Below are 12,351 nucleotides of genomic sequence, written 5' to 3' on the forward strand. Positions count from 1 at the left end.
TGCTCGGCGCGGGGTCGGGGGGCCCGGGAGCCGGTGGAGCCGGCCGCTGACGGTCGTCGCACACCCTGAATCCTGCCATCCGGGTACGACACCGGACGGACCCGCTCAGGCGTTGTTGAGGTACTGGGTCACGAACGCGGCGATCGCGTCGGCGATGAGCTGCACGGCGATGGCGGCGAGCAGCAGGCCGGCGATGCGGGTCAGCACCTCGATGCCGCCGGGGCGCAGCACCTTGACGATCCCGCCGGAGAAGCGCAGCACCACCCAGACGGTGATCATCACCGCGACGATGGCGAGCCCGATGGCCAGGTAGTCGACGGGACCGCCGGCCTGCTGGACGAAGAGCATGGTGGCCACGATGGCGCCCGGCCCGGCCAGCAGCGGGGTGCCGAGCGGCACCAGCGCGATGTTCGAGGTGACCTGGTTGCTCGGGTCGTCCGCCTTGCCGGTCAGCAGCTCCAGCGCGACGAGGATCAGCAGCAGGCCGCCCGCCGCCTGGAGGGCGGGCAGGTCGACGTGCAGGTACGCCAGGATCGTCTGCCCCGCCACCGCGAAGATCACGATGACCCCGAGCGCCAGCGCGACGGCCTGCCAGGCGGCCCGGTTCCGGTCGCGCGCCGTCAACGGCCCGGTGAGCGCGAGGAAGATGGGCATCATTCCGGGCGGGTCGACGATCACCAGCAGGGTCACGAAGACCTCGCCGAAGAGCTTGAGATCCACGCGGACACGGTAGCCGTGCCGCGGTAGCGCTTCAGCTCGAAGCGACAGGGGTCACCCCGCGGGCCAGCGCGACGATCCGCTCGTACGCCTCGGGTCCGGTGGTGTGCGCGCCGAGCCGGACGGTCTTGTGCGTGCCGTGGAAGTCGGACGAGCCGGTGACCAGCAGCCCCAGCTCGGCGGCGAGCCCGCGGACGTGCTCCCGCTCGGCCGTGTCGTGGTCCTCGTGGTCGGCCTCCAGGCCGGCCAGGCCGGCCGCCGCCAGGTCCGCGACCAGCTCGTCCGGCACGATCCGGCCACGCCGGCTGGCTTTCGGGTGGGCGAAGACGGGCACGCCGCCGGCCGCCCGCACCAGCGCCACCGCGCGGAACACCTCGATGTCGTCCTTGGGCAGCCGGTACCGTTCGCCGAGCCAGTCCGGCCCGAACGCCTCGCTCGTGGTGGCGACCAGACCGGCCCGGATCAGCGCCTGCGCGATGTGCGGGCGGCCCACGGTGCCGCCGCCCGCGCCGGTCAGGATCTCCGTCCAGCTCACCTGGATGCCGTCGGCCTGGAGCAGCCGCACTATGCGCTCGCCGCGTTCCTCGCGGGCCTGCCGGACCCGGGCCAGCTCCGCGGCCAGCTCCGGCTCGTCCGGGTCGAAGAGGTACGCGAGCAGATGCAGCGGGATCGCCGGCTCGACGCCGAACCAGCGGCAGGAGATCTCCGCGCCGCGGATCAGGGTGAGGCCGGGCGGCAGCGCGGCGACGGCCGGCGCCCAGCCGGCGGTGGTGTCGTGGTCGGTGAGCGCCACCACGTCGAGCCCGGCGTCGGCGGCAGCCCGGACCAGCTCGGCCGGGGTCAGGGTGCCGTCGCTGGCGGTGGAGTGGGTGTGCAGGTCGATGCGGGCCGGAACGCTCACCCGCCCGACGCTACGCGCCTTCCGGAGTGGCGGGGACGTCGGCCACCACCACCGGCCGGTCCCCCGGCGCCAGCCCTTCGACGGGCGACGCCGTGGGCCGATCCCCGGCGAGCACCCGCTCCGGCTTGACCCGGACCAGCCCGCCGGTCGCGTCCACGTGCAGCGCCACGCCCGCGTGGGTCCAGGCCACGTCGCCGGCCAGCACCGGGCCGGCCGGGTGGGCGGCCGGGGATGCGCCCGGGTCGGTCAGGTCGACCAGCAGGGCGGTACGGGCATTGCCGTTTGCGAGCAGCCACCGGCCGTCGGCGGAGACGCCGCCGAGCCCGTCGGCGGCCAGCTTCACTCCACAGCCGGTACGCACCGGCGCGAGTTCGCGGGCCGGGTCGAGCAGGGCCAGGCAGTGCTGCCCGGGCCGGTCGGCGGCGACCAGGCCGACCAGACGGCCGTCGGGCCGGGTGCCGTAGACGGCGCGGACGTCCGGGTTCGCAGGCGCCGGCTGCCCACCGAGCGCGCGTTCCCAGACGCTCACCCCGCCCTCGCCGGGCTGCTGGATCAGCACGGCGTCGCCGGCGAAGCCGACCGGCACGGCGCCGTCGGGCGCGGGGGTCCGGACCGGCGCGATGAGCTGACCGGCGACCACCCCGGCGGCGATCACCTCGGGGCCGTCCCGCCAGGCGACCTGCCGCCCGTCCGGGGAGACCGCGACGGCGTCCGCGGCGGCGAGCATGACCTGTGGCGCGGTGCCGTTGGCCGGGACCCACCAGAGGGTACGACCGGCGGCGGTGGCCGCCGAGGTCATCAGCCAGCCCTCCCGGTCGTGGACGCGCTGCGCCCGTTCGACGCCGCTGACCCCGGTCAGCTGCCGCCGTTCGCCGCCGCTGGTGTCCAGCCGGTCGCCGATGAGCAGGTCGAGTTCGGCGCGGATCGGCCCGAAGCGGGTGATCGAGGGCCCCGAGGCCAGCGGGGACGGGGAGAGCCCGGGCGGGTCGCCGAGCACGACGGTGGGGGTGCCGCCGTCGCCGCCGGAGGCGCTGAAGTGGGCGACGCCGGTGGTGACGAACACGGTCGCGACCCCGGCCAGGGCCAGGCCGGTGAGCGTACGCCGCCGGCCCGTGCGCCGCGCCCGGCGCAGGACCTCTCCGGCCGGGTCGACGGGCAGCGGCCGGGACGTGACGACGCGGCGGGTCAGCGTCTCCCGCAGCGCCCGTTCCAGCTCGTCGTCGCTCACGGCCAATGGACGCTCCGGACTGCCCGTCCGGTTGTCACCGTTCTGCCGGATGCCGGTCATCGGCTCTCCGCCGGGATCGGAACGGCGGGGCGGACCGGTGCCGCCGGTGGCGTGACCGGTCGCGGCACCCGGGCGGCGGGCCGTCGCGCCGGGGTACGGGGCACGGACTGCTCGTTTCCGCGCGCGGGCGGCACGGACCGGCCGGCCGGGGCGGGCGGCGGCGACGCGGGCGCGGGCAGGCTCAGGGCCGCCTCGGAGCCCAGGCGGCGGCGCAGGGTGTTGAGCGCGCGCGAGGTCTGGCTCTTGACAGTGCCCGGGGAGATCTCGAGCAGCGCGGCGGTCTGCGCCTCGGACATGTCCTCGTAGAAGCGCAGCACCAGCACGGCCCGCTGCCGGGCGGGCAGCGCCTGCAGGTGCCGCCAGAGCGCGTCGCGGTCGAGTTGCTGCTCGATCTCGTCGACCCCGGCGTGCTCCGGCAGCACCTCGGTGGGGCGCTCGCCGTGCCAGCGGCGACGCCACCAGCTGGTGGAGGTGTTGACCAGGACCCGGCGGGCGTACGGCTCGATGGCGTCGATCCCGCCGAGCCGCTTCCAGGCGAGGTAGGTCTTGGTCAGCGCGGTCTGGAGCAGGTCCTCGGCGGTGGCCCAGTCACCGGCGAGCAGGTAGGCGGTGCGCAGCAGCGCGCCGGACCGGGCCGCGACGAATTCGCGGAACTCCTCCTCCAGCGGATCCCTGCTCACCACGCTCATCTCCCCCCGTCCTGCCTGGCAGAATGCCACGGTCCGGCCGGTCAGGTCGATGGCGGAAGGTGTGCAGTTCATCCGATGTTCGGACGAAAAGTTTCAGGCTCCGTCGTCGGCCTTCGCCTCGTCGGCTTCCTTGCCCAGCCGTGCCTCGACCGCCTGCGGCTCGTACATCTCCTCGACCACGCGCAGGTAGAGCTCGTTCGGGTTGGGCAGGTTCTTGATCACCCGGAGCGCCTGTTCCTGGCCGGCGGACTCCAGCACGAACGTGCCGTAGTTGAGCGCGCGGCCGGTCGGGCTCTGCTCGTACTTCATGTCGGTGACCCGGGTGAGCGGCATCATCGCGACCTGGCGGGTGATGATCCCGGCGACCACCATCACCCGTTTGTTGGTGAGAATGAACCGGTCGTACCACCAGTCGGCGACCCTCCAGGCGACCCAGCCCATCACGCCGAACCAGAGCAGCACGGCGACGGTGGTCAGCGCGCCGACGTCCCGCCCGGCGAGGAAGCCGGACAGGTAGCCGAGCACGAACGTGGCCGCGACGCCGACGATGATCGGTGTGGTGAGGTGGATCCAGTGCCGCTTCCACTCGCCCCGGTAGCGCTCGGTGGGGAAGAGGTAGCGCGCGACCAGCGAGCTGGGCTCGTCCTCCAGCGGCAGCACCCGGCGTGGGGCCATGCCGGTGGCGTCGGCCCGCAGCCCGGCCAGCTCCTCCTCGGAGATGGGCTGCTCCGGGAAGCCCTCCGGGTCACGCGCCCAGGCACGGCTCGATCGCCCCTCGCCGGCGTAGGCGCCGCCGTAACCGGCGTCGTCCGGGTCACCGCCGTAGGGGCCGGGACCGTAGGCGCTGGGAGGATCGTCCGGGTCGATCCGCGGGATCGGCTCGGTGTCGCGCTCCCGGCGCGCCCGGTCGGGGTCGTCCGGGTCGAAGGGTGGACCGGAGGGGCTTCCCATGGGCGGCTAGGCGACGAGGTTGGTGAAGAAGTCGCCGAAGCCCTGCGCGATGTCCATGATGCCGCCACCGAGAGACTTGAAGACGTCGGCGGCGGAGTTGGGCCGGTACGCAACGAAGAAGATCAAGAATGCGATGCCGGCCCAGGTGAGGACCTTCTTGACCATAGCGGGCCATCCTCTCGCGCGGAGCCGGGTCCGTTTACCGCAGCGGCACCCAGAGTATCAGCATGGTGTCTTACCGTGAATATCTGCGTCCGCTCTCCGACTTGCCCGCGCAGGCCCGGTCAGGCCCGCCCGTGCAGGTACGGAGACGGTGCGCCGTACACGAGTTCGGGGGGTGTCCACTCGGTGAGGTCGTGCAGCACGACTTCTTCCGCGAGGAGGTGACCCGCACTCGCCGGCCAGGCTATCGCATGGAGCCACATTCCCCGAGCCTCGCCGGCGTACGCGCTTCGATCCGTTTCGGAGCGTACGAGCCACAGTGGAGTCGGATGGCCGCCCACCCGGATCTTCGCGTGCGGCAGCCGCTCGGGATGACCAGGGCCGGGATCGGTCAGCGCCTCCTCCACCTCAGGACCGGGATCGGGGCCGGGCAGTCCCGCGAAGCGGGAACCGAGACCGACGCCGGGTTCCTCGGCGACGAAGATCAGGTCGGCCGGCCCACCGTCCAGCGGGGCCGGTCCGGCGCAAGCGACGAGGGTGGCCCGGACTCCCGCGCGCTCGTCGCCTGCCCAGCCCACACCGGTGAGCGTCCAACCCGGTGGGAGCGGCCACGGGCACCACAGCGGCATCCGGAGCCGGCCGGTCGGGTCGGGGTCGGCGGCCATCCGCTCCACCACGCTGGCCATGATCTCGTCGTTGATGCGCTCGGGCACGTGCAGCGGCGCGACCGGGCCGCAGCGCAGGCACCGGTGCTCGGCGTGCATCAGGTCCGGCTCGCGTACCGGCCCGGCGCATCTCGGACAACTCACCGCGACAGTCACACCCTCACCGTCGCCCTCGCGCGGCGAGGCGTCAAGCGGGCCGGGCCGACCGGCGTGGGATTTCCGTCCGGTGGTGGAACCGCGGCGTCAGTCCGGCGGCGGACCGGCGTACGACCGGATCCAGGCGTGCATGGCGATGCCGCTGGCCACGCCCGCGTTGATGGACCGGGTCGAGCCGTACTGGGCGATCGAGAAGAGCGCGTCGCAGGCCGACCGGGCCACCGGGGACAGGCCGGGCCCCTCCTGGCCGAAGAGGAGCACGCAGCGGCGCGGCAGCGCGGCGGTCTCCATCGGCCGCGAGCCGGGCAGGTTGTCGATCCCGACCACCGGCAGGCTCTCGTGCCGCGCCCAGGCGACGAACTCCTCGATCGTCGGGTGGTGCCGGACGTGCTGGTAGCGGTCGGTCACCATGGCGCCCCGGCGGTTCCACCGCCGCCGCCCGACGATGTGCACCTCGGCGGCGAGGAAGGCGTTGGCGTTGCGGACCACGGTGCCGATGTTGAAGTCGTGCTGCCAGTTCTCGATCGCCACGTGGAAGTCGTGGCGGCGCCGGTCCAGATCGGCCACGACGGCCTCGCGCCGCCAGTAGCGGTACCGGTCCACCACGTTGCGCCGGTCACCGGCGACGAGCAGCTCCGGGTCGTAGCGGGGGTCGTCCGGCGGGTCACCGGGCCACGGCCCCACACCCACGTCGAGCTGGTCGTCGGTCACGGTTGCCGAGGGTACGGCCCGGCGGCGCCACGCGTCAGCGCAGGTCGAGCGCGCCGCCCAGACGGTCGAGGAAACGCCGGTCGGCGGGGCTCGGCGTGGTCTGCCCGGCGCGGCACACGCGGGCGGCCACCGACTCCACCCACTGCCGGTACGCCGCCGAGTCGGCCGGGTCGGCCCGGCGGCGCAGCACCCGTACCGCGGCCCGGGCGGCGGCCAGCAGGTCGACCAGGTCAGTCAGGCGCTCGTCCCGCTCGGTGGCGCCGTCGTGGCGGGCGTAGATGGCGGACACCACGGCGCGGACGAGATCACTGTCGAAGGCCCGGCCGGCGGCCACCGCGTCCAGCCCGGCGAGGCCGGCGGCCACGCCGCGCGGCGGACGCCCGGGCCCGGGCGAGGCGGCGGCCACGAGGACACGGCCGGGCAGGTCGGTCAGCAGGTCCCACTCCGCCGCGGAGTAGGCGGCGGTGGTGAGCGGCGCGGCGCGGCGACCGGCGGAAGGCGGCTCTCCGGCTGCGGAGTGGCTCATGGGCACCTCCAGCCCGAGCATATGCCTCCGGACGAGGTCCGGGCCCCGTCCCCGCCGAACGGAGAACGAGGCCCGGTGAGCCGGACGGACGCGGGTCAGCGCGGCTCGGGGAAGCTGGGACGCTCCGGGTCGACGCCGTCCGGGACGGCGGCGGCCGCGTACTCCTTCTTCGGGACCATGACCTTGCGGCGGAACACGCAGACCAGCGTGCCGTCCTGGTTGTAACCGCGGGTCTCGACCGCGACCACGCCCCGGTCGGGCTTGGAGGCCGATTCGCGCTTGTCCAGCACCGTCGTCTCGCCGTAGATGGTGTCGCCGTGGAACGTCGGCGCGACGTGCCGCAGCGACTCGATCTCCAGGTTGGCGATCGCCTTGCCGCTGACGTCCGGCACGGACATGCCCAGCAGCAGCGAGTAGATGTAGTTGCCGACCACCACGTTGCGCTTGAACTGCGAGGCGGACTCGGCGTAGTGCGCGTCCATGTGCAGCGGGTGGTGGTTCATGGTGAGCAGGCAGAAGAGGTGGTCGTCGTACTCGGTGACCGTCTTGCCCGGCCAGTGCCGGTAGACCGCGCCGACCTCGAACTCCTCGTAGTAGCGGCCGAACTGCATCCTTGTCCCCTTCGACAGGCGGCGATGGAGTTCGGCACAGCATGCCTTATCGCTTGTTAAGGCGAGGCGCGGGGCGCTCGCGCGGCGGAAATGTCACACCGGCGCGACCGGGTCCGGACGCAATGAGCGGCGGGGCCCTCCCCGGCACCCGCCGCCCACGCTCTGATGCGAAGAATTCTGCCGTACGAGGCACCACACCAACAGAGACGGGGGTCACATTTACCTTTTCGTAACACTACGTAAAGTCACCGACGCCCTGTCGGTAAGCGATCTCCGCAGGCAGGATCGATGCTCGTCAGAGCCGAAGTTACTGATTCGTAGCCAGAACTGAGCGTGATCTCCTTGGAAACGCTCCCATCACGTCCCGTCACGCAAGTGCGGCGTGCATTTGCGTTCCGCACGAGCGGACGGCACAGATAGAGTTCGATGTGCCCAGGGTCACCGTCCGGGCGCTGAGCGTTTCGTCCCCACGGTCCCGGGAATTCGGACGGACTGACCCTGGTTCCACCGGACGTACGACAATCCGCGGTGATCGGAGAGAGCAATGGCAACGGTTGAGCTGACCACGGCCAACTTTGACGAGGTGACCGGCCAGGACGGGATCGTCCTGCTCGACTTCTGGGCGGACTGGTGCGGCCCGTGCAAGCGCTTCGCCCCGGTCTACGAGCGGTCCTCGGAGAAGCACCCGGACATCGCCTTCGGCAAGGTCGACACCGAGGCGCAGCAGGAGCTGGCGGCGAAGTTCAACATCAGCTCCATCCCGACGATCATGGCGATCCGCGACGGCGTGATCGTGTTCGCCCAGCCGGGCGCGCTGCCGGAGTCGGCGCTGGAGAACCTGATCGAGCAGGTCCAGGCGCTGGACATGGACGACGTCCGCAAGAAGCTGGCCGAGCACAACCACTGACGTTCCCCACGCCGCCGGCCGATCCCGCCCCGGGAGCGGCCGGCGGCGTTTTCGCGCCCGCCGCACCAGCGGGACGGACAGTGAGGAATGGCCGAGTGAGGGACACTTTCGGCCACTTCACTCCCGTATCGTCACCACGCGATGGAGACCTTGACCGCCCGCGGGCGCGCGGTCCGAGTGGGCGCCACCCTGCTCGGCCTGGCGCTGCTGATCCTGGGCACCGTGCGCGGCACCGACGACGACTTCCCGTTCGGGCCGTTCCGGATGTACTCCACCTCCGACCCGCCGAACGCGCCCGCCCCGGACACCCGGGTCGAGGGCGTGGACCGCACCGGCGCGGTGGTCCCGCTCGGCCAGGACGCCACCGGCATCCGCCGCGCCGAGATCGAGGGCCAGCAGGGCCGGTACGCCACCGACCCGAGCCTGCTGCGCACCGTCGCCGACGCGTACGCCGAACGCCACCCCGGCGCGCCGGAACTGGTGGAGGTGCGCATCGTGGTCCGCTGGTTCGACATCCAGGGCGGCCGCCCGACCGGCAAGTGGACCGACGAGACCGCCGTCCGCTGGGAGACCGGCGGATGACCGCCTGGCTGACCGAGGCGGTCCCACGCGGCCGGATCGCCGCGTTCCGCACCCTGGTCTATCTCTTCGTCGCCGCCGACCTGGTGGTCTTCACCCCCTGGGTACGCACCCGGGTGGACGTGCCCGGCGACCTCTACCAGCCGCTGCTCGTCGGCCGGCTGCTCCCGCTGCCCACCCCCACGCCCGCCCTGGTCGGCGTGGTGTTCTGGGCGCTGCTGGTCACCGCGCTGCTCGCCGCCACCGGCCGGGCGCACCGGCTGCTCGGCTGGACGGTCTTCGCGCTGTACTTCGAGTGGATGATCGTGGCGATGAGCTACGGCAAGGTCGACCACGACCGGTTCGCGCTCCTCGTGGCGCTCGCCGTGCTGCCCACCGCCGGCCGCGCCCGGCACGGCGACCCGACCCGTACCGAGGCGGGCGGCTGGGCGTTGCGGGTCACCCAGATCTCGGTCATCTGCACGTACTTCCTCGCCGCCTGGGCCAAGTTCCGCTTCGGCGGCCTGGACTGGGCGAACGGTTCGGTGCTGGCCCGCGCGATCATCCGGCGCGGCACCGACCTCGCCGACCTGATCGCGCAGGTGCCGCACCTGCTGATCGTGGCGCAGTTCGGCATCCTGGCGTTCGAGCTGCTCAGCCCGCTGGTGTTCGTGCTGCCGGCGCGGTGGCGGACGATGACCGTCGGCTTCTTCTACTCGTTCCACCTGGTGACCATCGCGACGATCACCATCTCGTTCGCGCCGCACCTGGTGGCGATGACCAGCTTCCTGGCGCTGGAGAAGGTCCGCCCGGTGGTGTTCGTCCGGCGCCTGCTCGGCCGTCCGCCGCCCGGCGCGCCGACGTCCCCCGTACCCGCGCCGGTCTCCACGGCGTCGGCCCCCGACCCGTCCCCGACGGCGAGCGCCTGAGCGCCGGCCTCAGCGCCGGTCAGGCGTTCGGGCCGGGCCGGCCGGTCGGGCCGTACAGCCGTTCCCGGGCCTCCTGCGGCAGCGCGCACGCGGCCGTGCCACCCGGCAGCCGGTGCCGGTTGCGGGCCACCCAGCGGTACGCGGGCCAGGCCGCCGCGCGTACCGGGGAGAGGCGCAGCCCGGCCCCGGCGAACCGCCAGAGCGGGCCGCTGTCGCCGAGCAGCCGGGCGATCGCGTCCGGTCCGGCGGCACGGGAGCCGTCGGCGCCCACCCACTGGACCGCCTGCTCGCACTCGGCCTCCGTCAGGCCCAGCGCCGCCAGGTCGGCGAACTGCCACGGGACGACCCGGGCGCCGGTCGGGATTCGACGCTCGATGAACTGCGCGCACCGGGTGCAGAAGGCGCAGTCGCCGTCGTAGACGAAGGTCGACGTCTCCATGTCTCCATCCTGCACCGCCCCCGGACGCGGCGGCGCGCGGTGTCCGCAGCGTCACTTGCACTTTGTTCGTACGCATGTTCGAATGAGGTCCATGCGCTGGGACAACCTCTCCGCTCCCCCGGACGAGGGGACTCCCGATCGGGCGGCGCCGGCGGCTCCACCCCTGCCGCTGGCGCTGCCCGGCGCCATCGCCCGCACCTTCGACACCCCGGGCTTCGCCGGCATGACCTTCTACGAGGTCCGCGCCAAGTCGATCATCAACCGGGTGCCCGGTCAGTCGCGTGTGCCGTTCGAATGGACCATCAACCCCTACCGGGGCTGTTCGCACGCCTGCGTCTACTGCCTGGGCGGGGACACGCCGATCCTGATGGCCGACGGGCGCACCAGGGCGATCAGCGAGCTGGAGCCCGGCGACCGCATCTACGGCACCCGGCGGCGCGGCGCCTACCGCCACTACGTCGTCACCACGGTGCTCAACAAGTGGTCCACTGTGAAGCGCGCCTACCGGGTCACCCTGGCCGACGGCACCACGCTCGTCGCCAGCGGCGACCACCGCTTCCTGACCGAACGCGGCTGGAAACACGTCACCGGGAGCATGCGGGGCGGCGGCCGCCGCCCCCACCTGACCACCCGTAATCGCCTGCTGGGCACCGGCCGGTTCACGATGGCGCCGAAGCGCTCGGCCGACTACCGCCGGGGTTACCTGCACGCCCTCGTCCGCGACGACGAGCGGGCCGGCGCGAGCGCCCGGTTCCGGCTGGCCACCGCCGAGGCGGAGGCGCTGGAGCGGGCCGAACGCTATCTGGCCGACGCGGGGGTCACAGTCGAGCGGGCCACAGTCACCCGGGTCGGCCGCCGGCCGACGACCACAGTGGTACGCACCTCCGGCCCGGCCGAGGTCGTCACCGGCCTGCTGAGCCCGCCGGACGAGACCACCGACGACTGGACGCTGGGCTACCTGGCCGGCATGTTCGACGCCGCCGGCACCTGCCACCGGGGCGTGTTCCGGATCAGCGTCGCGGGCGACGAGAGCCAGGCCCGCACGTCCGGCGCGCTGGAGCGTTTCGGCTTCCGGTGGGCGCTCGACGTGCCCGGCGTGCCGGGCACGGCACGCCAGCTCCGGCTGACCGGCGGGCTGCCCGAGCGGCTGCGCTTCTTCCACCTCACCGACCCGGCCGTCACCGCCCGGCGCTCGATCGAGGGCATGGCGCTCAAGTGCGCCGCGCAACTCCAGGTGACAGCCGTCGAGGATCTCGGCCTGGAGCTTCCGCTGTGGGACATCACCACCGGCACCGGCGACTTCATCGCCAACGGCGTGGTCAGCCACAACTGCTTCGCCCGCAACACCCACACCTACCTCGACCTGGACGCGGGCGCCGACTTCGACCGCAAGGTGATCGTCAAGGTCAACGCCGGCGAGCTGGTACGCCGCGAGCTGGCCGCCCCGCGCTGGCGCGGCGCGCACGTCGCCATGGGCACCAACGTGGACTGTTACCAGCGGGCCGAGGGGCGCTACCGCCTGATGCCGCCGATCATCGAGGCGCTGCGGGACTTCGCGAACCCGTTCTCCATCCTGACCAAGGGCACCCTGCTGCTGCGTGACCTGCCGCTGCTGCGCCAGGCGGCCGAGCTGACCCGGGTCGGGCTGTCGTACTCGGTGGGGTTCGTGGACGAGGCGCTCTGGCGGGCGGCCGAGCCGGGCACGCCGAGTCCGCGCCGCCGCCTGGACGCGGTCCGCGCCCTGACCGACGCCGGCTTCTCCGTCGGCGTGCTGATGGCGCCGATCCTGCCGGGTCTCAGTGACGACGAGGAGTCGATCGACGCCACCGTCGCGGCCGTCGCCGCCTCGGGCGCGGCGAGTGTGACGCCGCTGCCGCTGCACCTGCGTCCCGGTGCCCGGGAGTGGTACGCCCGCTGGCTGGCCCGCGAGTTCCCGCAGTTGGTGCCCCGCTACCGACAGCTCTACCAGGCCGGGGCGTACACGCCGCAGGCCTACCAGCGGGAGGTCACCGCGCGGGTGCGGATGGCCGCCCGCCGCCACGGGCTGCACCGGGGCGAGGCGGGGGAAAACCGTCAGCCGGCCCCTTCCCCGGCCCCGCCGACGAGCGAGCAACTTTCGCTCCTGTAACGCGTATCGACTA

General features: G+C 73.0%; 15 protein-coding genes. 4 read left to right on the top strand and 11 right to left on the bottom strand.

The window, feature by feature from the left end; translation table 11 throughout:
- Positions 1-105 precede the first annotated feature (105 nt).
- From ACSDG8_RS13850 to ACSDG8_RS13895, 10 genes are all read right to left on the bottom strand, one after another.
- Positions 106-720 (bottom strand): MarC family protein, encoded by a 615-nt coding sequence (locus ACSDG8_RS13850; RefSeq protein ID WP_210897964.1) that lies wholly within the window; start codon positions 718-720, stop codon positions 106-108.
- A 31-nt stretch (positions 721-751) separates the two neighbouring features.
- The gene (locus tag ACSDG8_RS13855; RefSeq protein ID WP_210897966.1) at positions 752-1,618 is read right to left on the bottom strand and encodes a PHP domain-containing protein; all 867 of its coding nucleotides are present in this window, start codon (positions 1,616-1,618) and stop codon (positions 752-754) included.
- Positions 1,619-1,628: 10 nt separating this feature from the next.
- On the bottom strand, positions 1,629-2,846 hold the full coding sequence (locus ACSDG8_RS13860) for a hypothetical protein (RefSeq protein WP_307856171.1): 1,218 nt from the start codon (positions 2,844-2,846) through the stop codon (positions 1,629-1,631).
- Between the two features lie 56 nt (positions 2,847-2,902).
- A complete protein-coding gene (locus ACSDG8_RS13865) occupies positions 2,903-3,595 on the bottom strand; it encodes a SigE family RNA polymerase sigma factor (RefSeq protein WP_210897970.1) in 693 nt (230 codons plus the stop codon).
- Between the two features lie 93 nt (positions 3,596-3,688).
- The gene (locus ACSDG8_RS13870) at positions 3,689-4,546 is read right to left on the bottom strand and encodes a PH domain-containing protein (RefSeq protein WP_091415127.1); all 858 of its coding nucleotides are present in this window, start codon (positions 4,544-4,546) and stop codon (positions 3,689-3,691) included.
- Positions 4,547-4,552: 6 nt separating this feature from the next.
- Complete coding sequence (locus ACSDG8_RS13875; protein ID WP_013283898.1) at positions 4,553-4,711, bottom strand: hypothetical protein; 159 nt, start codon at positions 4,709-4,711, stop codon at positions 4,553-4,555.
- Positions 4,712-4,830: 119 nt separating this feature from the next.
- Positions 4,831-5,517, bottom strand: a complete 687-nt coding sequence (locus ACSDG8_RS13880; protein ID WP_307871206.1) for a TFIIB-type zinc ribbon-containing protein — start codon at positions 5,515-5,517, stop codon at positions 4,831-4,833.
- A gap of 99 nt (positions 5,518-5,616) precedes the next feature.
- A complete protein-coding gene (locus ACSDG8_RS13885; RefSeq protein ID WP_184681797.1) occupies positions 5,617-6,240 on the bottom strand; it encodes a TrmH family RNA methyltransferase in 624 nt (207 codons plus the stop codon).
- Between the two features lie 34 nt (positions 6,241-6,274).
- Entirely contained in the window at positions 6,275-6,766 is a 492-nt protein-coding gene (locus tag ACSDG8_RS13890) for a hypothetical protein (RefSeq protein WP_210897972.1), read from the bottom strand.
- 95 nt (positions 6,767-6,861) lie between these two features.
- Positions 6,862-7,377: a MaoC family dehydratase gene (locus ACSDG8_RS13895; protein ID WP_013283894.1), complete on the bottom strand. Its 516-nt coding sequence runs from the start codon at positions 7,375-7,377 to the stop codon at positions 6,862-6,864.
- Positions 7,378-7,921: 544 nt separating this feature from the next.
- Between ACSDG8_RS13895 and trxA the strand changes: the two genes are divergently transcribed.
- The 3 genes from trxA to ACSDG8_RS13910 all read left to right on the top strand — a co-directional run bounded on the left by trxA (position 7,922) and on the right by ACSDG8_RS13910 (position 9,771).
- A complete protein-coding gene (trxA, locus tag ACSDG8_RS13900) occupies positions 7,922-8,284 on the top strand; it encodes a thioredoxin (protein WP_018789069.1) in 363 nt (120 codons plus the stop codon).
- 141 nt (positions 8,285-8,425) lie between these two features.
- A complete protein-coding gene (locus ACSDG8_RS13905) occupies positions 8,426-8,866 on the top strand; it encodes a hypothetical protein (RefSeq protein WP_210897974.1) in 441 nt (146 codons plus the stop codon).
- The gene (locus ACSDG8_RS13910; protein ID WP_247679295.1) at positions 8,863-9,771 is read left to right on the top strand and encodes an HTTM domain-containing protein; all 909 of its coding nucleotides are present in this window, start codon (positions 8,863-8,865) and stop codon (positions 9,769-9,771) included. The genes ACSDG8_RS13905 and ACSDG8_RS13910 overlap by 4 nt, the downstream gene beginning before the upstream one ends.
- 19 nt (positions 9,772-9,790) lie before the next feature.
- Here the strand turns inward: ACSDG8_RS13910 and ACSDG8_RS13915 are convergent, their stop codons facing one another.
- Entirely contained in the window at positions 9,791-10,210 is a 420-nt protein-coding gene (locus ACSDG8_RS13915) for a thiol-disulfide oxidoreductase DCC family protein (RefSeq protein WP_210897976.1), read from the bottom strand.
- A 91-nt stretch (positions 10,211-10,301) separates the two neighbouring features.
- On the opposite strand from ACSDG8_RS13915, the gene ACSDG8_RS13920 reads away from it, so the two are divergent.
- Positions 10,302-12,338, top strand: a complete 2,037-nt coding sequence (locus tag ACSDG8_RS13920) for an intein-containing Rv2578c family radical SAM protein (protein WP_439428047.1) — start codon at positions 10,302-10,304, stop codon at positions 12,336-12,338.
- Positions 12,339-12,351: the final 13 nt, after the last annotated feature.

This window comes from Micromonospora sp. LA-10 (genome assembly GCF_051853095.1).
Lineage (GTDB): Bacteria > Actinomycetota > Actinomycetes > Mycobacteriales > Micromonosporaceae > Micromonospora > Micromonospora echinospora_A.